23 protein-coding genes are annotated in these 22,628 nt (G+C 30.9%); 11 read left to right on the top strand and 12 right to left on the bottom strand.

Annotated elements, in window-relative coordinates; all coding sequences use genetic code 11:
* The first annotated feature begins 37 nt into the window (after nt 1-37).
* Nucleotides 38-784, top strand: coding sequence for a LytR/AlgR family response regulator transcription factor (locus tag C7447_RS00970; protein WP_148868311.1), 747 nt, complete (start codon nt 38-40; stop codon nt 782-784).
* A 45-nt stretch (nt 785-829) separates the two neighbouring features.
* Here the strand turns inward: C7447_RS00970 and C7447_RS00965 are convergent, their stop codons facing one another.
* Nucleotides 830-2,152, bottom strand: a complete 1,323-nt coding sequence (locus C7447_RS00965; RefSeq protein ID WP_148868310.1) for a serine hydrolase domain-containing protein — start codon at nt 2,150-2,152, stop codon at nt 830-832.
* A 92-nt stretch (nt 2,153-2,244) separates the two neighbouring features.
* Between C7447_RS00965 and C7447_RS00960 the strand changes: the two genes are divergently transcribed.
* Nucleotides 2,245-3,456, top strand: coding sequence for an aminotransferase class V-fold PLP-dependent enzyme (locus C7447_RS00960; RefSeq protein ID WP_148868309.1), 1,212 nt, complete (start codon nt 2,245-2,247; stop codon nt 3,454-3,456).
* A 71-nt stretch (nt 3,457-3,527) separates the two neighbouring features.
* On the opposite strand, the gene C7447_RS00955 is transcribed toward C7447_RS00960, so the two are convergent.
* The 3 genes from C7447_RS00955 to C7447_RS00945 are packed head-to-tail and all read right to left on the bottom strand — an operon-like array spanning nt 3,528 to nt 5,973.
* Complete coding sequence (locus tag C7447_RS00955) at nt 3,528-4,229, bottom strand: Bax inhibitor-1/YccA family protein (RefSeq protein WP_148868308.1); 702 nt, start codon at nt 4,227-4,229, stop codon at nt 3,528-3,530.
* 53 nt (nt 4,230-4,282) lie between these two features.
* Nucleotides 4,283-4,720 carry a LexA family protein gene (locus C7447_RS00950; protein WP_148868307.1) on the bottom strand — a complete coding sequence of 146 codons (438 nt, stop codon included), beginning with the start codon at nt 4,718-4,720 and terminating at the stop codon, nt 4,283-4,285.
* Nucleotides 4,717-5,973: a Y-family DNA polymerase gene (locus C7447_RS00945; protein WP_148868306.1), complete on the bottom strand. Its 1,257-nt coding sequence runs from the start codon at nt 5,971-5,973 to the stop codon at nt 4,717-4,719. The genes C7447_RS00950 and C7447_RS00945 overlap by 4 nt, the downstream gene beginning before the upstream one ends.
* 50 nt (nt 5,974-6,023) lie before the next feature.
* On the opposite strand from C7447_RS00945, the gene C7447_RS00940 reads away from it, so the two are divergent.
* Nucleotides 6,024-6,422: a hypothetical protein gene (locus tag C7447_RS00940; RefSeq protein ID WP_148868305.1), complete on the top strand. Its 399-nt coding sequence runs from the start codon at nt 6,024-6,026 to the stop codon at nt 6,420-6,422.
* A gap of 1 nt (nt 6,423) precedes the next feature.
* Here the strand turns inward: C7447_RS00940 and C7447_RS00935 are convergent, their stop codons facing one another.
* Nucleotides 6,424-7,062, bottom strand: coding sequence for a ribonuclease H1 domain-containing protein (locus C7447_RS00935; protein ID WP_148868304.1), 639 nt, complete (start codon nt 7,060-7,062; stop codon nt 6,424-6,426).
* A complete protein-coding gene (gene purN, locus C7447_RS00930; protein ID WP_148868303.1) occupies nt 7,055-7,624 on the bottom strand; it encodes a phosphoribosylglycinamide formyltransferase in 570 nt (189 codons plus the stop codon). The genes C7447_RS00935 and purN overlap by 8 nt, the downstream gene beginning before the upstream one ends.
* A 169-nt stretch (nt 7,625-7,793) precedes the next feature.
* Between purN and C7447_RS00925 the strand changes: the two genes are divergently transcribed.
* The 5 genes from C7447_RS00925 to pyk all read left to right on the top strand — a co-directional run bounded on the left by C7447_RS00925 (nt 7,794) and on the right by pyk (nt 12,020).
* Nucleotides 7,794-8,030: an acyl carrier protein gene (locus tag C7447_RS00925; RefSeq protein WP_068702406.1), complete on the top strand. Its 237-nt coding sequence runs from the start codon at nt 7,794-7,796 to the stop codon at nt 8,028-8,030.
* 7 nt (nt 8,031-8,037) lie between these two features.
* The gene (gene fabF, locus C7447_RS00920) at nt 8,038-9,288 is read left to right on the top strand and encodes a beta-ketoacyl-ACP synthase II (protein WP_148868302.1); all 1,251 of its coding nucleotides are present in this window, start codon (nt 8,038-8,040) and stop codon (nt 9,286-9,288) included.
* Nucleotides 9,289-9,295: 7 nt separating this feature from the next.
* Nucleotides 9,296-10,033, top strand: coding sequence for a ribonuclease III (gene rnc, locus C7447_RS00915; protein ID WP_148868301.1), 738 nt, complete (start codon nt 9,296-9,298; stop codon nt 10,031-10,033).
* Between the two features lie 85 nt (nt 10,034-10,118).
* The gene (locus C7447_RS00910) at nt 10,119-10,589 is read left to right on the top strand and encodes an IPExxxVDY family protein (RefSeq protein WP_148868300.1); all 471 of its coding nucleotides are present in this window, start codon (nt 10,119-10,121) and stop codon (nt 10,587-10,589) included.
* A 3-nt stretch (nt 10,590-10,592) separates the two neighbouring features.
* The gene (pyk, locus tag C7447_RS00905; protein WP_148868299.1) at nt 10,593-12,020 is read left to right on the top strand and encodes a pyruvate kinase; all 1,428 of its coding nucleotides are present in this window, start codon (nt 10,593-10,595) and stop codon (nt 12,018-12,020) included.
* Between the two features lie 55 nt (nt 12,021-12,075).
* On the opposite strand, the gene C7447_RS00900 is transcribed toward pyk, so the two are convergent.
* Complete coding sequence (locus C7447_RS00900) at nt 12,076-14,370, bottom strand: M20/M25/M40 family metallo-hydrolase (RefSeq protein WP_148868298.1); 2,295 nt, start codon at nt 14,368-14,370, stop codon at nt 12,076-12,078.
* Nucleotides 14,371-14,472: 102 nt separating this feature from the next.
* On the opposite strand from C7447_RS00900, the gene C7447_RS00895 reads away from it, so the two are divergent.
* A complete protein-coding gene (locus C7447_RS00895) occupies nt 14,473-14,940 on the top strand; it encodes a CBS domain-containing protein (protein WP_148868297.1) in 468 nt (155 codons plus the stop codon).
* On the opposite strand, the gene C7447_RS00890 is transcribed toward C7447_RS00895, so the two are convergent.
* From C7447_RS00890 to C7447_RS00880, 3 genes are read right to left on the bottom strand one after another with little or no spacing between them, the layout of a single operon-like run.
* On the bottom strand, nt 14,941-15,291 hold the full coding sequence (locus C7447_RS00890) for a hypothetical protein (protein WP_148868296.1): 351 nt from the start codon (nt 15,289-15,291) through the stop codon (nt 14,941-14,943). It lies immediately after the preceding gene.
* Nucleotides 15,281-15,823, bottom strand: coding sequence for a GNAT family N-acetyltransferase (locus C7447_RS00885; protein WP_148868295.1), 543 nt, complete (start codon nt 15,821-15,823; stop codon nt 15,281-15,283). The genes C7447_RS00890 and C7447_RS00885 overlap by 11 nt, the downstream gene beginning before the upstream one ends.
* A gap of 2 nt (nt 15,824-15,825) precedes the next feature.
* Nucleotides 15,826-16,347: a DinB family protein gene (locus C7447_RS00880; RefSeq protein WP_148868294.1), complete on the bottom strand. Its 522-nt coding sequence runs from the start codon at nt 16,345-16,347 to the stop codon at nt 15,826-15,828.
* 152 nt (nt 16,348-16,499) lie between these two features.
* On the opposite strand from C7447_RS00880, the gene C7447_RS00875 reads away from it, so the two are divergent.
* Together C7447_RS00875 and C7447_RS00870 are read left to right on the top strand one after the other, a co-directional pair.
* Nucleotides 16,500-16,838, top strand: coding sequence for a single-stranded DNA-binding protein (locus C7447_RS00875; protein ID WP_148868293.1), 339 nt, complete (start codon nt 16,500-16,502; stop codon nt 16,836-16,838).
* A gap of 81 nt (nt 16,839-16,919) precedes the next feature.
* Complete coding sequence (locus tag C7447_RS00870) at nt 16,920-19,508, top strand: phosphoenolpyruvate carboxylase (RefSeq protein WP_148868292.1); 2,589 nt, start codon at nt 16,920-16,922, stop codon at nt 19,506-19,508.
* A 24-nt stretch (nt 19,509-19,532) separates the two neighbouring features.
* On the opposite strand, the gene C7447_RS00865 is transcribed toward C7447_RS00870, so the two are convergent.
* Nucleotides 19,533-21,659, bottom strand: coding sequence for a Tex family protein (locus tag C7447_RS00865; protein WP_148868291.1), 2,127 nt, complete (start codon nt 21,657-21,659; stop codon nt 19,533-19,535).
* A 90-nt stretch (nt 21,660-21,749) separates the two neighbouring features.
* Nucleotides 21,750-22,547, bottom strand: coding sequence for a hypothetical protein (locus tag C7447_RS00860; RefSeq protein ID WP_148868290.1), 798 nt, complete (start codon nt 22,545-22,547; stop codon nt 21,750-21,752).
* Between the last annotated feature and the right edge of the window lie 81 nt (nt 22,548-22,628).

The raw sequence follows: 22,628 nt of genomic DNA, 5'->3' as shown, positions 1-22,628 counted from the left end.
ATATATTTATGTATTTTTGATCATATAATTAAGTATTATGAACGTTGTAATAGTAGAAGATGAGGATTTAGCAGCCTACAATTTGGAAGATAATTTGAAGAAGCAAAACATTTTGTTAATTCACTCCATTCAACGGTTATATTCAGTAGAGGAAATGAAGACTTTTTTTAAAAAATCTTCTGCGGATTTGATTTTTTTAGATATTCATTTGGCAGACGGTAATAGTTTAGAGACTCTTCCAGAGATTAGTATTACAGCCCCAATTATTTTTACAACAGCTTACAATGATTATGCTGTACAAGCTTTTAAGCATTTTGCTATAGATTATCTTTTAAAACCTTTCGATATAGAAGATTTAGAAGCTTCTTTGACAAAATTCAAGTCGTTTAAAAAGACTTTTCAACAAAATTCAGAAAATTCTGAATCTAAAAAAGGATCTTATCAGAAGCGGTTTTTAGTAAATCAAGGAAATAAGCTGGTATCAATAGAAACTGATGAAATTTCCTTTTTTTATGGGTTTGAAAAGTATTTATTTATCTATACAAAAAATGAAAATAGCTATTTGTATGATGACACTATTAAAAATGTGATCAACAAGTTAAATCCAAATAACTTTGTTAGAATCAACAGAAACTATATTATACATTTTAATGCTGTTTCTAAAGTAATTAAACATAGTTCTCTAAAGTTAGAAGTTGTTTTAAACCAAGAAAATCCTGGTAAAGAAAAAGTTTTTGTAAGTAAAAGTGAAGCTAAGTCTTTTAAGAAATGGTTAGATAAATAATACTTTAAATAACTAACAACATAGAATGTTATAATATAATGATTTTTAGTTTATAGATTGTAATATTTCACTTATAAAAACATTAATATCAGCATTTTTAGTGAGACCTAAGCGAACAATAACCAAATCTTGATCTGGTAAAATAAACACATTTTGTCCTTGATAGCCGTTAAATGAATACATGTTTTTAGGTGCATCAGGATAACGATTTCCTTCATTTAACCAGATTTGAGCTCCGTACCAACCGTCTGAAGTAGGAGTAGGTGTGGTAGCATATTTAACCCAGTCCTCGTCAAATAAATTATCGCCATTCCAGTTTCCATTGTGTAAGTATAATAGCCCTAATTTAGCCCAATCTCTTGCAGTGGCCCAAGCATAAGAAGAACCTACATAATTACCACTTAAATCAGTTTCTATAATCATAGAATTCATACCTATTCTATCAATTAAATGGGTGTACCAAAAATCTAAATACTCTTGATGAGTTTTAAATTGTTGCCTTAAAATTCCAGATAATAGGTTAGTAGTTCCTGAAGAGTAATTCCAAGTTTCATTTGGTTTGCCTATAAGAGGTTTTTTAATTTGAATTTTAGTCATATCCTCTTCGAGAAAAAGCATTTTTGTGGCATCCGAGATTGAATTATAATCTTCATCCCATTTTAAACCACTATTCATCTGTAATAAATTATGAATAGTTATGTTTTTGCGATCATCGTTTAGCCATTCTTTTATTGGAGCTTTTGCTCGAACATCTATTTTTCCTTGACATTGTAAAATACCAAATAAAGTACCAGTAATGCTTTTAGTCATCGACCACCCTAATAAACGTGATTTTTCATCAAAACCTGCATCATATTTTTCGGCAATAATTTTGTCTTTATACATCACTACAACTGCTCTTGTTTTGTTGGTATCGTTAAACATTGAGCTTACAGTGTTGTTTAGTAAAGAGTAGTCTATATTAGCAAAAACACTGTCTTTAGGTGTTGCATTACCGTAAGGGAACGGAGTTTCATTATTCGGTTTACTTCTTTTTGGGACTAAAGGAGTGTTTTTAGGATTAAAATTATCGGTAATTAAAACGCTTCCTAAACCTTCTCTATAAATAGCCTTTCTGGTAAGTAAACCAAAAGCAGAAGAGGTTGCGGACTTTTCCTTTTCATTAACAGCATCTAAAGCTAAATTGATTGGAGAAAAATCATTATCTGTAGTATCGGTAAATTCTAAACTTCTATTGGCTAAAAAAACTGAAGAAGCTGTGCTTTTTGCAGAGTATCCTGCGATAATGTTAAGTTTGGGATAATTAAAAAAAACAATTAAAATTAGTAAAGTAAAAACTAATAGTAAGCTCCGTTGTAAGAATTTCATAGATGTTTGGTTTGTAACAAATGTAAGAATTTAATTGATTGATTGTTGGTTTGGAAAGCAAGCACTACCTTTGTTTCAAATTTGATTTTTATATGTTTACTATTGATAAAATTCGTGCCGACTTTCCTATTTTAAAACGAAAAGTTCACGGAAAACCTTTGGTCTATTTTGATAACGGAGCTACTTCCCAAACGCCGCAAGTGGTAATTGATGCAATTGTAGATTATTATAGTAATTACAACGCTAATATTCATCGTGGTGTGCATACTTTAAGTCAAGAGGCAACAGATAAATATGAAGAAGCACGTATTAAAATTCAAAAACATTTTAATGCGAAGCATTCATATGAGATTATTCTTACTTCAGGAACCACTGAGAGTATTAATATAGTTTCGTCTGGTTTTTCATCAATCTTAAAAAAAGGAGATGAGGTAATTGTATCTGCTTTAGAACATCATTCTAATATTGTTCCTTGGCAAATGATGTGCGAAAAAACAGGAGCTGTTCTACGTGTGTTACCGATGGATGAAGATGGTTCTTTGCGATTAGATTTGTTTGATCAAATGTTAAGTAATAAAACGAAATTGGTGTTTTGTAATCATGTGTCAAATGCTTTGGGAACTATAAACCCTATAGAGGCGATTATACATAGAGCACATAAATTTGGAGCATATGTTTTAGTAGATGGGGCGCAAGCGTGTCCGCACATTAAACCAGACGTTCAAGAGTTAGATGTTGATTTTTATGTTGCTTCTGCACATAAAATGTGTGGACCAACAGGTGTGGGAATTTTATATGGAAAAAGTGAGTTGTTAGAAAAACTTCCGCCATATCAAGGGGGAGGAGAAATGATAGAAACCGTAACGTTCGAAAAAACAACGTATGCAGGTTTACCTCATAAATTCGAAGCAGGAACCCCAAATATTTGTGGTGGAATTGCTTTTGGTGTAGCGATTGATTATATGAATTCTATTGGTTTTGAGAATATAGCAAAGCAGGAAAATGAGTTATTGGCCTACGGAACAGAAAAATTGTTAGAAATAGAAGGTCTAAAAATTTACGGTACAACAAGAAAAGCGTCTGTAATATCATTTAATATAGAAGGAATTCACCCGTATGATATTGGTTCAATTTTAGATAAATTAGGAATTGCAGTTCGTACAGGGCATCATTGTGCTCAACCTATTATGAATTTTTATAAAATACCGGGAACAGTTCGAGCGTCTTTTGCATTTTATAATACAAAAGAAGAAATTGATATACTAGTAGAGGCTGTTAAAAAAGCAAAAATGATGCTGAGTTAGCTTTGTGAAAAATAAGATTAAAATAAAAAGCGACCTAAAAGGTCGCTTTTTTATATGATAAAAGAGGATGTTTAGTCTCTAGACATAAAGATTTGTAATACGTACCAAAATAATAACATTAATGACGCAAATAATCCTAAAGCAGCAGGAATATAATCATCAGTAGAAAATTTATGTATTAAATTAGATGTTTGGTATAAAATTGAGCCTGCAGCTAAAACACACATTCCGACTGAGAACCAAAGTCCTAAATTAAAACCGAATAAGATACCCGCTATAATTAAACCAATAGCAATAAAACCTCCAACAGTTAATCCTGCGCGTAAAAAAGAAAAGTCCTTTTTAGTTACAAATACAACAGCAGATAATCCTGCAAATAAAGTAAGTGTTACAATTCCTGCTTGCTGAATTAAATCAAAATTCCCAGTATATGAAATTGCCATATAAATCAATGGAATAAAAATAAAAGCTTCAGCAAAAATATAACCTGCATAAGCCAAGTATTGTAAGTTTTTATCAGATGATTTTAAGGCGGTACTTTCTGCATAATTGGTGATAAACATAAACCCTCCTAATAATAATAACCATTTATAACCTTGTGTCATTGATAAGGCAAATTCTACAATAGAATTACTTTGTAAGAACAAATATTCAAAAATTATAAATAGTAATACACCACCAGCAACATGTGTGTAAGTCTTTTTGTAAAATTCTATTCGTTCAATATCGGTGCCAGCAGATAATAGTACTTTGTCATTAAATGTATTTTCCATAGATATAGTTTTTAGTTTTGATAAAAGTAGTTTTTTTCTTGAAATATAAAAATTTACACCCTTTTAATTACGTTGGTTACAATGCCCCAAATAACAAAATTATTTTCTTCTGTAATTTTGATGATAGGATAATCGGGATTTTCTGGTTGTAGCCACACATTTTCTCCTTCAACACGTAAGCGTTTTACGGTAAATTCTCCGTCTAAAAAACAAACGGCAATTTTATTATTAGTAGGTTCAATACTTCTATCGATTACCAGCAAATCATTATCATCTAAACCTGCGCCAATCATAGATTGCCCACTAACTCTAGCAAAAAATGTAGCTTCCTTATTTTGAATTAGCTCTTCATCTAAAGAAATTCGAGTTTCTTTAAAGTCATCAGCAGGAGAAGGAAATCCAGCAGAAATTCCAGAATCAAAAAAGATAGCGCCTTCGCTTTTTGAGGTTTTCGGACTAAAAAAAGTTAAGCTTTGTGATTGTATACTCATATTACCTTAATTATATCTTTAATATTAGTGGTGTATTTTGGAGATAACCTTTCTTGGCGCATTTTCCAAGTGCGTTCTAAATCCTGACTTCCTAATTTAATTTTATCAGCTTTATATTTTTTGTTGATATGATCAATCGCATTCATTAAGGGTTTATGCTTTGGATTTTCATGGATAAACATATTCAACTGAAAATTATCTTCGGGCACCAAACCTGTAACGATAACACCTGCGCGTTTGTATTTAATGCCGTTTTTGTAAATACTTTTTACCGCTTCAATAGCACTTTTGCTAATGGCTAACGAAGAGTTTGTTGGGTATGGAAAAATTATTGTTTTGTTTGCGCAGTGTTGGGCTAGCTCTTTTTTATGTCGGTCGCTACTCAAAGTTACGATGAGCATATGGCAACTACTTTTTTGTTTGCGTAATTTTTCAGCGCAACTTATAGCAAATGTAGCAACACGTTCTTTAATATTATCAATATCAGAATACGTGTATTCAAAACTTCGTGTGGTCGCAATGGCTTTTTTGGTGATTGATTCGTCTAACTCAATGGCTGAATTTCCTAAGAGATCTTGCTGTAATTTCCAAAGTGTAATAGAGAAATTTTTTCGTACCCACTCACTATTTAACTGCGTGAAATCATATGCTTTTATGCAACCTTTTGCTTTGAGCTTCTTTTGTAGTCGATAACCAATTCCCCACACATTTTCAATGGGTGTCCATTGCAATGCTTTAATTCTTTTTTCTTCGGAATCAATCACGTAAACACCACCAGTTTCTTTTGGAAATTTTCGAGCAATTTTGTTTGCAACTTTACTTAATCCTTTTGTGGTAGCAACACCTACACAAGTAGGAATCCCAGTCCACTGTAAAACACGATTTCTAATTTGATGTCCGTATTCATCTAAATTAAAACTTTCAAACCCTCTAAATTGTAAAAAAGCCTCGTCGATAGAATATACTTCGATATCAGGGGAAAATTGTGAAATAATTTTCATAACACGTTCACTCATATCTCCGTATAAAGGATAATTTGAAGAAAGTACTTGAATATTTTTTTCTTTACAAAATTGATCCCACTTAAAAATAGGAGCACCAAAAGGTAGTTGTAAGGCTTTAGCTTCGTCACTTAACGAGATAACACACCCGTCGTTATTACTTAAAATAGCGATGGGTTTACCTTGCAAATTCGGATTAAACACCCGTTCGCAAGACGCGTAAAAATTATTACAATCTATTAGTGCAAACATTCTTGTAAAATTAATCTATTATGTTGTATTTTTAGAAAAAATATATTCAAATGAAAGGACTTTTAACATTTACTTTTTTATTATTGATGATGAGTTGTGCATCGCAAAAAACTGATGTTACTTACGAAGCAATGACGCGAGGGAGTTCTAAAAAATTAATAGTTGTTGGTAATCAACTATCATATGCTACAAACCAAAAACAAAAAATAGTAACAATATCTTCAGAAAATTTAAAAAAACTAAATGAGATAATTAGTAAAATTACTTTGGAAGAGATGAAAGATTTAGAGGCGCCTACTAAAGAAAGACTACACGACGGAGCATTGCATGCAACAGTTACTGTTAAACAGGGGGGTAAAGAGTATATTTCATCCACTTTTGATGATGGTCATCCGCCAGCGGAATTAAAACCATTGGTTGATTTGTTAATGAGTTTTATAAAAGAATAATTTATTTTCTGCCAAAATCTGCAGGAATTTCACCCCAAGCTTTGGTTTCCCACTTTAAAATTGGATTTTTATAAGTGTTCTCTTGTAACCATTTTTCGGCACGTTTTATTAAATCAAGGAGCACTTTGTTTTTAGAAGAGAACTCAAGATTGGTTCTACATTGTTTCTTTTTTACCCAGCTCATTGCAATTTTAGAATCCGAATAAATAGGGAAATCTGGTAGGTTTTTACTTTTTAATAAGGCTAAACCGTGTACCAAAGCTAAGAATTCACCAATATTATTAGTGCCTTTTTCAAACGGACCTTGGATAAAAACTTGCTTTTTAGAATCGGTTAATACGCCTCGATATTCTAGCTTTCCAGGGTTACCTGAACAAGCAGCATCTACAGCTAAACTTTTTAAAATAGGACTTCCGTATTGTGCTTTTTCAGTAGCAGAAAGGATAGTTTTTTTAGTGTTTTTACCTTTATAATCGTTATAGCTTTTGGTAAACGCTTTTTCGGCTTCAGCTTTGTCTGCAAAAGATTTGTATTGTGCGCCTTCAAATCCAGTTATTTGTTTTTTACAAACATCCCAAGAAGTAAAAACACCTGTTTTTTTTCCTTTCCAAACAACGTAATATTTTTTTTGTTTACTCATTTTTTAAAATAACCTCTTCAATTACTTTCGGAAAATACTTATATTCTAATAAATGTACTTTTTGCGCAATTATTTCTGGAGTATCTTCCGAAGAAATAGCTATTTTTTCTTGAAAAATGATTGCTCCTTCATCATATTTTTCATTTACATAATGGATTGTAATACCAGTTTCTTTTTCATTATTTTCTTTTACAGCTTTATGAACATGCATTCCATACATTCCTTTTCCACCATATTTTGGTAAAAGTGCAGGATGAATATTAATTATTTTATTAGGAAAAGCAGTTACAATTTTACTAGGAACTTTCCATAAAAAACCCGCCAAAACAATGTAGTCGGCTTCTTTTTTTAGTAAATTTAATATTTCGTCTGAAGTAGAAAAAGAGTCTTTTTTAAAATGTAAAAAGCTTATTTTTAACCCCTTACACCGGTCAAAAACTTTGGCACGTTCGTTGTTAGACAGGACACGAGTAACAATAGCAGTTTGGGTAAATTGAAAATACTTAATAATATTTTCGGCATTGGTACCAGAGCCCGAAGCAAAAATTACAATACGTTTCATTTTTATATTAATTGTGTTGTTACTGCAAAAAAAAGAATAAATATTAACAACGTGTCGTCTATAACAAAAGATTTTTTTAATTTAGACTTCACATTTTTGAGGAAAAATTAGAATTAAAACGTAAGATTTGTATTTTTGCCCCGATTTTAAATTTAAAAATTAGAAAATTATGTCAGACATTGCATCAAGAGTAAAAGCTATTATCGTTGATAAATTAGGAGTAGACGATAACGAAGTAACTAACGAAGCTAGCTTCACAAATGATTTAGGAGCAGATTCTTTAGACACTGTTGAGTTAATCATGGAGTTCGAAAAAGAATTTGATATTCAAATTCCAGACGATCAAGCAGAGAACATCGGAACAGTTGGTCAAGCAGTTAGCTATATAGAAGAAGCAAAAAAGTAAGAATTATATGCAATTAAAACGAGTTGTAGTCACTGGACTTGGCGCATTAACGCCAATAGGAAATAATATTGAAGAGTATTGGAACGGTTTGGTTAACGGAGTTAGCGGAGCAGCACCTATTACGTATTTTGATGCTGCCAAGTTCAAAACTCGTTTCGCATGTGAGTTGAAAAATTTTAACGCGACCGATTTCATTAATAGAAAAGAGGCGCGTAAAATGGATAGGTTTACGCAATATGCAATGGTAGCTTCTGATGAAGCAATCGCAGATGCTAAGTTAAACCTAGAAGAAGTTGATAAACTTCGAGTAGGAGTAATTTGGGGAGCAGGTATTGGTGGTTTAGAAACTTTTCAGAATGAAGTATTAGAATTTGCTTCTGGAGATGGAACACCAAAATTCAACCCTTTCTTTATTCCTAAAATGATTGCAGATATTGCTCCAGGAAATATATCTATTAAAAATGGATTTATGGGGCCTAATTACACTACAGTATCTGCTTGTGCATCTGCAGCAAACGCTATGATAGATGCCTTAAACTACATTCGTTTAGGACATTGTGATGTTGTTGTAACTGGTGGCTCTGAAGCCGCAGTTACTATAGCAGGTATGGGAGGTTTTAATGCAATGCACGCCTTATCTACCAATAATGAAAATCTAAAAACTGCTTCAAAACCTTTTGACGCAGAGCGAGACGGTTTTGTTTTAGGAGAAGGTTCTGGTGCATTGGTTTTTGAAGAATACGAACATGCTAAAGCACGTGGAGCAAAAATTTATGCAGAAGTTTTAGGTGGTGGATTATCATCGGACGCATACCACATGACTGCGCCACATCCTGAAGGAGTTGGGGTAATTGCAGTTATGAAAAATTGTCTTCAAAATGCTGGGCTTCAACCAGAAGAAGTAGATCATATTAATACTCACGGAACTTCAACACCGCTAGGTGATGTAGCTGAATTAAAGGCGATATCTGAAGTTTTTGGTGATCATGCTAAAAATATCAATATCAATTCTACAAAATCTATGACAGGGCACTTATTAGGTGCTGCTGGAGGAATAGAAGCGATTGCGACTATTTTAGCAATGAAACACGGAATTGTTCCTCCAACAATAAACCATTCTGTGGTGGATGAAAATATTAATCCGGAGTTGAATTTAACTTTAAATAAGGCTCAGAAGAGAGATATTAAAGTAGCGATGAGTAATACATTTGGTTTTGGTGGACATAATGCTTGTGTTGTCTTTAAAAAATTAGACTAATGTAAGTATGAATTTTCTTCGTAAAATAGTTCGGCCAAAAACTAAAGAAGACGAAGACTTCTACTATGACCTTAAAGATTTATTAAATTTTAAACCAGTTGTACTAAATCATTATAAAAAGGCGTTTACACATCGCTCTTTAAAAATGACAGATAAAACTGGAAAACCTATTAACTACGAGCGATTAGAGTTTTTAGGTGATGCTATTTTAGGATCGGTAATAGCTTCTTATCTTTATAAAGAATCACCAAAAGGAGATGAAGGATATTTAACTCAAATGCGATCTAAAGTTGTTAGTCGTGAGAATTTAAATAAACTTGGTAAAGATTTAGATTTAATTCGATTTGTAAGAAGTAATGTTTCCAGAGATCAAGTTGGAGATAATATTCATGGTAATATTTTTGAAGCTTTAGTAGGTGCCATTTATTTAGATAGAGGTTATAATTATTGTCATCAATTTATTTATGATCAAGTAATAACTCCTTATGTGGATATTGAAAGATTAGAAGGAAAGATTTCTAGTTATAAAGGGTTGATAATTGAATGGTGTCAAAAAACTAAAAAGAAATATAACTTTGAAAGTTATGAAGACACAGGAAATCAAACTAAAAAACATTTTAGCGTTCGTATTACTATTGATGGACAAAAAATAGCTAAAGGAAGATCTACATCAAAAAAGAAAGCAGAAGAAATGGCTGCAAAAAGAGTGTATTTTACTTTTCAAAATCAAATCACTAATTCTTAACATAAAGCCGAAAACGTTTTCGTTAATTTCATTTAAAATTATTAATACATTCAGTAACTTAGCATGAGAAGAAATGTAAATTTTTATGCAGTTATATTCGTTAGAAATTGATGATTTTTCTAGTTATGATTACCATTTAATAGGTATCCATTCGACATTAGAAGATTATCGATTAGCTTTTTTATTAAATAAACATTTAGGAGTTAATTTTAAAAGAGCGTCTTACGATTTAGACTTCGAAAATAAAAATAACAATTCTTTTTATTCGGTTTATGAGTACACAAATAAAAAGTTAGATTACGATTGGTTTATAATAGGGAATGTATATAAATCCATAAGCAAATCTATAACCACAGGTCTTTTTAGCGAAAGTGAAACTCGTACCTTTTTAGTGCCCGAAAAAAAAAGAGTAGATTATTTCCTGAAATTAGAAGGAGATGTTGAATTTGAATATATAGTAAAATCTATTGAAAAAATAAATCAGATTCCACAAATAATCACCTCATACATAATTGACACAAACACATTAAAATCTAAAGAATTTTTAATTTTTTAACCTATGCCTCATAACAAAAAAACGAAGATAGTTGCCACTCTAGGCCCTGCAACCAATACTAAACAAATTTTAACGGAAATGGCAGCAGCTGGAGTAAATGTATTTAGAGTAAATTTTTCTCACGCTGATTACGATATTGTAAAAGAACGGATTCAGCAAATTAGAGAGATTAATGAAGAAAAAGGTTATAATGTAGCAATTTTAGCTGATTTACAAGGGCCAAAATTACGTGTAGGAATTATGGAAGATGAAGTGGAGGTAAAAGCAGGAGAAACGTTTATATTTACTACAGAAAAGTGTGTTGGTACAAAAGATAAAGCTTTTATGACCTACCAACGTTTTCCTAAAGATGTAAAACCAGGAGAAAACATTTTAGTAGATGATGGTAAATTGCAGTTTGAAGTTGTTTCTACAGATAAACAAAAAGAAGTAAAAACTAAAGTTGTTGTTGGTGGAGCTTTGAAGTCAAAAAAAGGAGTTAACCTACCAAATACGAATATATCATTACCAGCACTAACAGAGAAAGATAAAAAGGATGTTATTTTTGCGTTAGAACAAGAAGTCGATTGGGTAGCACTTTCTTTTGTTAGAAATCCAGAAGATTTACGAATGTTGCGTGACATCATTAAACAAAATTCACGTTATAGAGTACCTGTAATTGCTAAAATTGAAAAACCAGAAGCAGTAGAAAATATTGATGCTTTAATTCCTTATTGTGATGGATTAATGGTTGCTCGTGGAGATTTAGGGGTAGAAATACCGATGCAAGATGTACCACTTATTCAAAAAATGTTGGTACAAAGAGCTAAAAAAGCAAGAATACCTGTAATTATTGCTACACAAATGATGGAGACGATGATTGAAAATGCAGTACCAACACGTGCTGAGGTGAATGATGTAGCTAACTCAATTATGGATGGTGCTGATGCAGTTATGCTATCAGGTGAAACATCAGTGGGAAAACACCCAATAAAAGTGATTCAGAAAATGACAGAAATTATTGGAAGTGTTGAGTTTTCTACTTTAATTAAAGTGCCACATGAGCCACCACATATTCGTACGAACCGTTTTATAACGAAATCTGTTTGTCATCATGCTGCTCAAATGGCAGATGATATGAAAGCTTCGGCTATTTCAACATTAACTAACAGTGGGTATACAGCGTTTCAAATTTCTGCATGGAGACCTAAATCGCATGTAATTGCTTTTTCATCTGAGAAAAGAATTTTAGGAAAATTAAATCTATTGTGGGGAGTTCGTGCTTTTTATTATGACAGAGAATTAAATACCGATGATACAGTAAAAGATATTAACGAAATAATTGTAGAAAAAGGATTTGTAAAGTCTGGTGATTTTGTAATTAACCTTAGTTCTATGCCAGTAGATGAAAAAGGGATGGTGAACACCTTACGCGTTTCTCAAATAGATTAATTCCAAAAAATTATATTATAAAAGAAAAAGCACAGCTTATGCTGTGCTTTTTCTTTTATAAATTTATTGTTTTAGTACAAATAATAGCATCATTAGTAACAAAAGGCATGGGCATCATAGCATCACTCCTTGGCAATAAATTAAACTTAGGATGCGATAGTAAATCGTAAGAGATTTCATTGACGGTAAAACTAGGTTTATCTTTTTCATTAAAAACTAAAGATATTTTTAACTCTTTGTCTGAATTTGCCATGTGATAAATTAATAAAGTCCCTTTTTCAAGATCAGCATCGTCGTAAAGTGAAGTATTGTTAGCCGTTAAGCTTTTTATAGTAATAGAAGAATTATTAAATAATTCAAATTTGTTTATTTTTCGTTGGGGTAATAATGTTAGTTTTAAATGACGGTCATTATTTATAATGGTATCTAGTTCAACAGTAATTAAAGAGGTTCTAACATCTTTATAATCTGTTTTTTTATGATATTTAAAATGTGTATTGTACTTGCTTTTGGTTTCCGCATTAGGAATACTCCCTTTTTGATAATTGTTATCAAAAATTTGAGAAGTGTAACTATCTAAAGTTTTGTTATAGGTTCCCCAATAGGATGTTTTACTATCTTCATTTTGTATATACACTAAACTATTAGGTCTCTTTTTATCAATTGAAAAGCCACTATTAAAAGTTGTAATAGCAAATAGTAAAATAGTTAAAAAACCAACGAATTTTTGCCACGGGATTATCTTTTTTTGTTGATGAAATGCTGGAAGTAATAAACCAAAAATTAAAGCGAGCAGAATACCAGAAATGAAAAGATTTTTTAAGCCTAATCCTACAGGAAACATTTTAATTAAAGGAGCAAAAATATACAAAGTGGGAACAGATAAAAATGCAAATAAGATGGGTTGATTTCTTTTCTTTAAATTGGTGAAAAGCTGAATTGACAATATTAAAAGAGCTATAAATACTGGAATGATAAAAAATCCTGCTCCTTGTAAATATTGATAGATTACTAAATTAATTAATAACCAAATTACAATAGGAGCAATTAATAAATCAATTGTTTTTTCATTTTTAAATTGGTTGTATGTTTTTATTAAAATCCAAAGATTTAGAAAAATAAAAGTAGCTATATATTGGTAACCATTGTAGGTGAAACCATGTAGCATATCTTGATACTGTGGATGAATAATTACTAATAATTTCCATAGAAAATATGAAATTATACCACATAAAAGCAAGGAACTTAAAAAAGGAACAAATCCTTTAAACATTCCAGGAATGGTAAGTTTTCCTTTTTTTAATCCGAAGTAAATAATTATTAACAATACAATTGTTGCTACAATTAATAAAATACCAATCCATGAAAAAGGATAGATTAATAACTTCATTAGCGGAAAATTTACATACACATAATCTTCGGTACTATTAAGATTTGTTAAATCTGCATTCGAAAAATAATTAAGTGTTGTTGTAAAATAATCTATTTGATGTAGTAAGCTAGATCTGTCTAATCTATCATAGTTGTCTTGTGCTGTGTGGTAATCAAAATGATTGCCGATAAAAGCAAAGTTAAACCCGTTGATGTTATTTTTTTCTCTAAAAACGGTTAAATCTGTATCATTAGGTAGCATTTTATAAACGCTATACATTAAAGAATTTGCCGCTGGATAATGTGGCTGAGCTTTTAAAAATTCAGTTAAAAGCTTACTGTTTTTTCCGTTGGTTTCCATTAACATATAACTTGGTCCGCCACTACCTCTTGCTTCAAAATTTAAAACTAACCCAACGTTTTTTGCTAAAGGATGATGTTGTACAAAAGCTTCTGCACCCAATAAACCTAATTCTTCAGCATCAGAAAATAAAATAACAATATCATTTTTAGGAGTTTTGTTCTTTTCTAAAAATACTCTGATCCCTTCTAAAATAGTTACGATTCCAGATCCAGCATCCGCAGATCCAATTGCAGAATGTGGATTGCTATCGTAATGAGATAGTAACAATAATGATTTTTCGCTTGATTCTCCTTTTATAGTAGCAATAATATTTTCAACTGTAGTACCAGCAATCCATTTTTTATTAAAAGCAGTTTTCACTTGAATTTCTGGTTCTAGCCCTAGTTTTTTAAGTTCATCAAACAAGTAATTTTTAACAACTTTATGTTCCTCACTTCCTGTATAATGTGCTTTTTGAGAAATATTTTTTAAGTGTAATAGCGCTTTGTTAACTGAAAATTCCGTTTTTTCTAAGCTTTTATTTTCTGTTTTATACCGAGGAAGTATAGAAGAAAAACTCCCATAAATAGTTATCAAGATAATGATAAGCGTAAGGAGTTTGTTTGGTGTTTTCATGGTTTTTTTTGGTTGTTTAAATGTAAAAAAATAAAATCATTCAACTATCTTCTGTAACTCACTAAAAATCAGTAAATTTAGTACATTTCAAAATCTTATGTTATGGCAATTAAAAGTTTTCAAGGAAAAAGAACTAACACAACACCAAAATCTAGTGAACCAATTTTAGTTTCTGATTATATGACTAAAAAGTTAATCACTTTTAAAGCGGAACAACCTATTGAGGATGTTATAGATACTTTAATAACAAATAGAATTTCTGGTGGACCTGTTGTAAATGATAAAAATGAATTAATCGGAATTATATCTGAAGGAGATTGTATGAAGCAGATTTCTGAAAGTAGATATTATAATTTACCAATTGATAAAAATAGTACAGTTGAAAAAGCAATGGTAAAACAAGTTGAAACTATTGATGGAAATATGAATATCTTCGATGCAGCTAATAAATTTTTACAATCGAAAAGAAGGAGATTTCCCATTGTTGAAAATGGTAAGTTAGTTGGTCAGATAAGTCAGAAAGATGTGTTAAAAGCAGCAATGAAATTAAAAGGAAATAACTGGAAATAGTTACTCCTTTTTAATTAACAAATACATTTCATTTTCTAAAGGTAAATATCCTTGATCATACACATAATAATAGGTGTTGCCCGTTTTTGTGGTGTATATTGAGGTGAAAAAATGAAAATCAAAACCACGGTCGAATAATTTTCTTCTGGTGGTTTTTGTTTTACCTGTAGTGTTCAACTCCGTTAAAACTTTATAGTTTTTTCTTAAGCGGTTGTTGGTGTTTCTAATTAAATTTTTACTCTCTTTGTTTACTTTATTGTTGTAGGCATTTCTACAATAATCAGAGCAGAATTTTTTATCAATTCTGCCAATTACTTTTTCACCACATTCTAAACATTTTTTACTTTCCATAATCTTCTCTAGTTAGTCTATACCAATTCACTTTTACATCATCATATATAAATTCATTTTGAAATTGTAAGCCAATTTTTTGTAAGATTTTATTAGAACCAATATTTTCAATTTCAGCCGCACCATAAATAGTTTCATAGTTCATTTTAGTAAAACCGAAATTTAAAGTTGCAAAAGCAGATTCAGAAGCATAGCCTTTACCCCAAAAACGAGGAATTAAGCGATAACCAATATCAATAAAATCAGTAAAACCATTTAATCCTTCTTTTTTACCTGTATTTAATTTTAATCCAGACCAACCTATAAACTCCCCAGTAGACTTTTCAATACAAGCAAATCTGCCAATACCTAATTCTTTATATTGATTTCTTACAAAAGTTATAATTTCTTCTGCCTTTTTTTTGGTTTTTATAGGGTTGTTACCTAAATATTTATGCACTTCAGGGTTTGAGTCGAGCTCAAATATTCCATCAATGTCCGTTTCTAGTAGTTCCCTTAAAATTAAGCGTTCTGTTTCTAAATAAAATTGCATTATTATTTATTTAAAATTGAAACATAGGCTGTCCAAGGACCAACCTCTTCTTTATATTGTTTAGCCATTACTCTCGATATTTGTGCTATGTGACCTAAATCATGAGTTACCCAAGTTGATAATAATTCTCGAATTGTAACATCACCAAATTCAGGATGTATTCCAGTAAGATTTAATTGTTCATTAGGTAGATTCAACGATTGTAAATAATCAATATTACTGCTTCGTAGATGTTTAAATTCTGAGAGCAATTCTTTTATATTTTTCCCTTGGGAAGATTCAAACTGAGCAAATCTATCAAAAGGAGTGAATCTTTTGTTGTCCTCGTATAAAATGATATTTAGTCTTGGAATCCAATCCGTTTTTTCACCATGAATTAAATGTCCAACAATATCATAAGGAGACCAAGTGTCTATTCCTTCATTAGATAAAACCCAATCATCAGAAAGGTTTTCTAATAAACAGGACAGTGTTTTTGGTGTTTGTTTTAAAATTTCTAATGCCTTTTCAATTATAAATTCCATCTTATAAAGATATGAAATTATTCGTTTACATTCATTTACAAACGAAAACAAGTGTTTAACAACCAGTTAATATTTGTTTGCTGTTTCATCTTTGCAGTGTCAATTCAAATGAATGGCAAGTCTTAACTGTTTAACGAATAAAATAAAATATTATGAACGCACTAAAAAACAAAGTACAGTTAATTGGAAATTTAGGAAACATGCCAGAGATTATCACGTTAGATTCTGGAAAAAAACTAGCAAAATTTTCGATAGCAACCAATGAAACTTATAAAAACTCGAAAGGAGAAAAAGTTACAGATACACAATGGCATAATATTGTTGCATGGAACAAAACAGCAGAAATTATAGAAAACTATCTTGATAAAGGAAGCGAAGTAATGATTGAGGGAAAATTAACTTCTCGTTCGTATGAAGATAAAGAAGGAAACAAACGATATGTTACAGAAGTGGTTTGTAATGAATTATTAATGTTGGGAAATAAACAGTAAATTACATATCTAAAATTAAAGGTTTGCATAAGCAAGCCTTTTTTATTTCTTTAGTATATTTATAAAAATAAATAGCTAACTATGTCAATACAACCTAAATTGGTTCGGTTTAAAGAAAATATCTTGTCAAGATATCAAATATACAACAGTATATTTATGACTTTACCTTTCGATAGAATATCTAAAACAGGAGTATTACTTCCTTTGTTTCACGATGTTTGTGAACAAGGATTTCAAGAAGGAAAAAATCCATCAACCATCGTAGAAACTTTTTTTGAAAAGTATTTAAATAAAAGTTCAGATGAAGATAAAATCAACTTGCTTTTTAGATTTATTCAATATATAGAACGTCAAGTCGTTTTGTTTGATGCTATTGAAGATGCTGGTTTTTCATTAATAAATAATATGGACGGAATCGGTACTTTAAGAAGCTTAAAAGAAACTGCGGCTCAAGAAGATAAGTTTGATGAGTTAAAAAGATACTTAGAAGAGTTCAAAGTACGAATTGTGCTTACCGCACACCCAACTCAGTTTTATCCAGGTAGCGTATTGGGAATTATTACTGATCTAACAAAAGCAGTTAGAGAAAATGATTTAAATACTATAAATACGTTGTTGGCACAGTTAGGGAAAACGCCATTTTTTAAACGACAGAAACCAACTCCGTATGATGAAGCTGTGAGTTTAGTTTGGTATTTAGAAAATGTTTTCTATGATTCCTTCGGGAAAATTTACGATTATATCCAGCAAAATATTTTCGATAATGATGCTATTAATAATGAGATTATCAACATCGGATTTTGGCCTGGAGGAGACAGAGATGGGAATCCGTTTGTATTACCTTCAACTACACAAAAAGTAGCTAAAAGATTGAAACAAACAATTCTTAAGTCTTATTACAGAGATATTAGAAAACTTAAAAGGAAAATCACTTTTAAAGAGGTTGCTGACAAGATTGAACACTTAGATAAACTTGTTTATAAAAGCAGTGTTGATGAAGATGAATTACATAATATTCAACTTGATTACTTAACAAAAGAACTTGAAAGTATTAAAGATATAATTATTGATAAGCATCAATCATTGTATTTAAATGAGATTAATAGTTTATTGAATAGAATTAAACTTTTCGGTTTTTATTTTGCAACATTAGATATTCGTCAAGACAGTAGAATTCACCACAAAGTATTCACTACGTTAGTCGATAAAACTTTGGAAAATGGATTGGACATCTTCCCAAAAAATTATCATGAATTATCAGAAGATGAACAGGTTCAAATTTTATCAGAAGTAAATGATTCTATAAATATTGATATTACCAAAGATGATGAATTGGTTTACAACACACTAAAAACCATTGAAATAGTAAAAGAAATTCAGCAACAAAATGGAGAAAAAGGAGCGAATCGATATGTGATTAGTAACAACCAAACTGCTTTAAATGTTATGCAGTTATTTGTTATGTTAAAACTAGTTGCTTTCAATGATGAATTAACGGTAGATGTTGTTCCACTTTTTGAAACGGTTAATGACCTACAAAATGCACCTGCGGTTATGGAACAGTTGTATTTGAATAAAAATTATCGAAAACATTTAACTGAAAGAGGAAGCAAACAAACTATTATGTTAGGTTTTTCTGATGGAACGAAAGATGGTGGTTATTTAATGGCGAATTGGGCAATTTTCAAAGCAAAAGAGCAATTAACCGAGGTGTCAAGAAAATATGATGTCGATGTGGTGTTTTTTGATGGTCGTGGTGGTCCACCTGCTCGTGGAGGAGGAAAAACACATCAGTTTTATGCTTCTTTAGGTCCAACAATTGAAGATAAAGAAGTGCAATTAACTATTCAAGGACAAACTATCAGTTCTAACTTCGGAACTGATGAAAGTGCACAATACAACCTTGAGCAGTTAATTAGTTCAGGGCTTTCAAATAGTTTATACAGCAAAAACTCAGGACTTTCAAAAGAGGATGTTACCGTGATGAATGAGTTGGCAGAAATAAGTTATAAGGAATATAGCGATTTTAAAAATCACCCAATGTTTGTTCCGTATTTAGAACGAATGAGTACGTTGAAATACTATGCTAAAACTAATATTGGAAGTCGTCCGTCAAAACGATCAAAATCTGATAAATTAATTTTTTCTGATTTAAGAGCAATTCCATTTGTGGGTTCATGGAGTCAGTTAAAGCAAAATGTTCCAGGTTTTTTTGGAGTTGGAACAGCTTTAAAAACGTTTGAAGAAAATAATGAATGGAATAGAGTTGAGGCATTTTATAAAAACTCGAGTTTCTTTAGAACTTTGTTGGCAAACAGTATGATGTCATTAACCAAATCATTCTTTGAATTGACCAAATACATGGCAGATGATGAAGAGTTTGGTGCTTTTTGGACTATTATTTTTGAAGAGTATAAAACAACTAAACGATTATTGTTAAAAATTTCGGGGTATAAAGAATTAATGGAAAACGAACCCGCAGGAAAAGCATCTATTGAAGTAAGAGAATCTATCGTTTTACCATTATTGACGATCCAACAATTTGCATTACGAAAGTTACAAGAATTTGAAAAGCAATCAGAAAAAGATATGCAACAAGTTGAGGTATTTGAAAAAATGGTTACCCGTTCATTATTCGGAAATATTAACGCAAGTAGAAATTCAGCATAAAAAAAGCGGTAGAAATACCGCTTTTTATTTTTTTATCAATTGTAATTGAATTCGTTTTCTCGCAAAATCAACTTCTAAAACTTTTACAGTTACCTGTTGTTGTAAGCTAACATGTTCGTTAATATCTTTTACAAACGTATCTGATAAATTAGAAATATGAATTAATCCACTTTCTTTAATTCCGATATCCACAAAACAACCAAAATTGGTGATGTTGTTTACAATTCCTGGAAGAATTTGACCAACTTTTATGTCATTAATAGTCTGTATAGTTTCATCAAAAGAAAAAGCCTTCGCTTTTGAACGAGGATCTAAACCAGGTTTTTCTAGCTCTTTTACAATATCTTTTAATGTTGGTAACCCAAAAGAATTGGTTACATATTGCTGTAATTTTATTTCTTTTAAAATTTTATAATTTCCAATTAAATCATCAGTATTTTTACCTAAATCTTTAGCAATTTTATTCACCAAAGAATAACTTTCAGGATGTACACTTGAATCGTCTAACGGATTCTCACCATTTTTAATTCTTAAAAATCCAGCGGATTGTTCAAATGCTTTTCCACCTAAACGTGCTACTTTTTTAATGTCTTTTCTAGTTTTAAAAACACCATTTTCGTTACGATGATTCACAATATTTTCAGCTAATTTAGATCCGATACCAGAAACGTAACTCAACAAAGATGCACTAGCGGTATTGATGTTTACACCTACTTTGTTCACACAATGTTCAACAACGGTATCTAACGATTTTTTTAATTTAGATTGATCGACATCGTGCTGATATTGCCCAACTCCAATCGATTTTGCGTCAATTTTTACCAACTCAGCCAAAGGATCTGCTAATCGTCTACCAATAGAAACTGCTCCACGAACAGTAACGTCATAGTCAGGAAATTCATCACGTGCTATTTGAGAAGCTGAATAAATGGATGCTCCAGCTTCGTTAACCACAAAAACTTCGATAGTTTTAGCTAACGGAATGTTCTTTACAAAACGTTCGGTTTCTCTTGAGGCAGTTCCGTTTCCTATAGAAATAGCTTCAATATTGAATTTCTTGATTAAATGTTCAATGGTATGAGAGGCTTCTGAAACTTGATTTTGTGGTGGATGAGGAAAAATAGTAGTGTTGTGCAATAAATCTCCTTGTTTATTTAAACAAACCACCTTACAACCTGTTCTAAAGCCAGGATCTAGTGCTAAAATTCTTTTTTCCCCTAATGGTGAGCCCAATAGCAACTGCTCTAAATTTTTAGTAAAAACCTCAATGGCAGATTCATCCGCTTTTTCTTTAGCTATATTCATAGCTTCAGTGGTTAATGATGGTAATAACAAACGTTTGTAAGCATCATCAATAGCTAATTGAACTTCTGCTCCGCTTTCGTTATTGCTTTTAATAAGTTTTCTATCTATTTTTTCGAGAACTCTTTCATCATCAATTTCAACTTTTACACGAATAAAACCTTCTTTTTCGGCACGTAAAATAGCCAGTAAACGATGTGATGGAATTCTGCTTAAATTCTCAGACCAATCGAAATAATCTTTGAATTTTTGTGCTTTTTCATCGTCCTTTTTTGTTTTTACAACTTTGGTAACGATGGTTGAAAACCTTTCGAGTTCTCTTCGTATTAAATTACGAATATCTGTACGTTCGCTAATCCATTCTGAAATAATATGTAGAGCACCTTCTAAAGCTTCTTTTTCGTTTTTAATATCTTTGTTTATGTATTTTGAAGCAACAGTATCTAAATCATTATTGCGTTGACTCATAATGATTTTAGCCAAAGGCTCTAATCCGTTAGCACGAGCAGTTTCCGCTTTCGTTTTTCGTTTCTTTTTATAAGGAAGATAAATATCCTCAAGAGAAGTTAAATCTTGTATTTTTTCAATCTTTTCTTTTAATTCATTAGTTAATACATCTTGTTCTTCTAATGATTTTAAAATAGCTAATTTTCGCTTTTCAAGCGCTTCAAATTGCTCTTTTAACTTTACAATGAGTCCGATTTCTACTTCGTCTAGATTCCCGGTTTTTTCTTTACGGTAACGAGCAATAAAAGGAACGGTACAATCTTCATTTAATAATTCAATAGTGTTTTGAATTGATGTTGATGAAAGCTGTGCGTGTTGTAAAATATAATTATTGAGTTGCATTTAAATATGTTTTAAAAAGTAAACAACCTCACTTTTAGTGAGGTTGCTAATATAGTAAACGGTGTGTTTTTAATACACTTATGTAATGGTTTAATTATCGGTAAACTTTTTTAAGGTGTAAATTTTCGATTCATAATTATAGGTTCCTTTAATAAAGTAATCTTTGTATTTGAAGATAGTCCCCCCCTTTTCAGAATCAGAATTAAATACATTGTCTTGAATTTCTTTTTCATTTTTTTTTATCTTATCAAATGCATTCTCTTGAATTTCACCTTCAATATGATTAAAATGTTCATCAAAAAGAGATTCTATTCGAGTTGATTTTGTATTAGATATAGAATTATAAGCAAATTGAGCAGGATTAAAAAAAATGGAAACATTACCAAAAGAAGTAATAGGCAATCCTCCAAATCCACCCATCATCATTGTACCTCCATTACTCTGTAGTGTATAACCACCCAAAGTTAAATGGTATATTCCATTAAGTTTCCTAACAGAAACACCTACTTCATTAACATTTATTTTTCGTAGAAATTTTTTAGTCTTTTCTAGTTCTCTATAATTATTGTACGAACCTCCTTCTTGAATTATCGGTGTGTTTTTAAAAGTAATAGGTTCGTCTTTTAATATTGAGTAACTTTTTAAAATTTCCTTATTATTATAATTTACTATGTTTAAAACTAGTTTTTCTTTGTTATTTGCTATGATAAAAATATGATTACCGTTTATAAAAGAGTTAGATTTCTTATCATTCGGTTTAACGTCTATCATTGGTTTTTTAAAAGCTTTACTTTTGGCTGAAAAATCATTTAAATTGATAGTAAGAACCTGTGTAAATTCATTATTGTTGTCAAAACTAAAAACAATTGAATTATCTCTAACATACATTTTCTCTCTTTCCGCGACAACTTCAATAGAATTAGGAATATACGCATCAATTTTATTGATATCTTTTCTTGAGAAAGTCAG

Origin of the sequence: Tenacibaculum adriaticum (assembly GCF_008124875.1) — a bacterium.
In the GTDB taxonomy this organism is placed as follows: domain Bacteria; phylum Bacteroidota; class Bacteroidia; order Flavobacteriales; family Flavobacteriaceae; genus Polaribacter; species Polaribacter adriaticus.
Note: the sequence above shows the minus strand (reverse complement) of the source record. Positions and strands in the feature narration are given on the sequence as shown.

What these genes read in the sequence shown, in the direction of transcription:
- C7447_RS00970 (WP_148868311.1), top strand. Translation starts at nt 38, where the DNA reads ATGAACGTTGTAATAGTAGAAGATGAGGATTTAGCAGCCTACAATTTG.
- C7447_RS00965 (WP_148868310.1), bottom strand. Translation starts at nt 2,152, where the DNA reads ATGAAATTCTTACAACGGAGCTTACTATTAGTTTTTACTTTACTAATT.
- C7447_RS00960 (WP_148868309.1), top strand. Translation starts at nt 2,245, where the DNA reads ATGTTTACTATTGATAAAATTCGTGCCGACTTTCCTATTTTAAAACGA.
- C7447_RS00955 (WP_148868308.1), bottom strand. Translation starts at nt 4,229, where the DNA reads ATGGAAAATACATTTAATGACAAAGTACTATTATCTGCTGGCACCGAT.
- C7447_RS00950 (WP_148868307.1), bottom strand. Translation starts at nt 4,720, where the DNA reads ATGAGTATACAATCACAAAGCTTAACTTTTTTTAGTCCGAAAACCTCA.
- C7447_RS00945 (WP_148868306.1), bottom strand. Translation starts at nt 5,973, where the DNA reads ATGTTTGCACTAATAGATTGTAATAATTTTTACGCGTCTTGCGAACGG.
- C7447_RS00940 (WP_148868305.1), top strand. Translation starts at nt 6,024, where the DNA reads ATGAAAGGACTTTTAACATTTACTTTTTTATTATTGATGATGAGTTGT.
- C7447_RS00935 (WP_148868304.1), bottom strand. Translation starts at nt 7,062, where the DNA reads ATGAGTAAACAAAAAAAATATTACGTTGTTTGGAAAGGAAAAAAAACA.
- purN (WP_148868303.1), bottom strand. Translation starts at nt 7,624, where the DNA reads ATGAAACGTATTGTAATTTTTGCTTCGGGCTCTGGTACCAATGCCGAA.
- C7447_RS00925 (WP_068702406.1), top strand. Translation starts at nt 7,794, where the DNA reads ATGTCAGACATTGCATCAAGAGTAAAAGCTATTATCGTTGATAAATTA.
- fabF (WP_148868302.1), top strand. Translation starts at nt 8,038, where the DNA reads ATGCAATTAAAACGAGTTGTAGTCACTGGACTTGGCGCATTAACGCCA.
- rnc (WP_148868301.1), top strand. Translation starts at nt 9,296, where the DNA reads ATGAATTTTCTTCGTAAAATAGTTCGGCCAAAAACTAAAGAAGACGAA.
- C7447_RS00910 (WP_148868300.1), top strand. Translation starts at nt 10,119, where the DNA reads ATGCAGTTATATTCGTTAGAAATTGATGATTTTTCTAGTTATGATTAC.
- pyk (WP_148868299.1), top strand. Translation starts at nt 10,593, where the DNA reads ATGCCTCATAACAAAAAAACGAAGATAGTTGCCACTCTAGGCCCTGCA.
- C7447_RS00900 (WP_148868298.1), bottom strand. Translation starts at nt 14,370, where the DNA reads ATGAAAACACCAAACAAACTCCTTACGCTTATCATTATCTTGATAACT.
- C7447_RS00895 (WP_148868297.1), top strand. Translation starts at nt 14,473, where the DNA reads ATGGCAATTAAAAGTTTTCAAGGAAAAAGAACTAACACAACACCAAAA.
- C7447_RS00890 (WP_148868296.1), bottom strand. Translation starts at nt 15,291, where the DNA reads ATGGAAAGTAAAAAATGTTTAGAATGTGGTGAAAAAGTAATTGGCAGA.
- C7447_RS00885 (WP_148868295.1), bottom strand. Translation starts at nt 15,823, where the DNA reads ATGCAATTTTATTTAGAAACAGAACGCTTAATTTTAAGGGAACTACTA.
- C7447_RS00880 (WP_148868294.1), bottom strand. Translation starts at nt 16,347, where the DNA reads ATGGAATTTATAATTGAAAAGGCATTAGAAATTTTAAAACAAACACCA.
- C7447_RS00875 (WP_148868293.1), top strand. Translation starts at nt 16,500, where the DNA reads ATGAACGCACTAAAAAACAAAGTACAGTTAATTGGAAATTTAGGAAAC.
- C7447_RS00870 (WP_148868292.1), top strand. Translation starts at nt 16,920, where the DNA reads ATGTCAATACAACCTAAATTGGTTCGGTTTAAAGAAAATATCTTGTCA.
- C7447_RS00865 (WP_148868291.1), bottom strand. Translation starts at nt 21,659, where the DNA reads ATGCAACTCAATAATTATATTTTACAACACGCACAGCTTTCATCAACA.
- C7447_RS00860 (WP_148868290.1), bottom strand. Translation starts at nt 22,547, where the DNA reads ATGTATGTTAGAGATAATTCAATTGTTTTTAGTTTTGACAACAATAAT.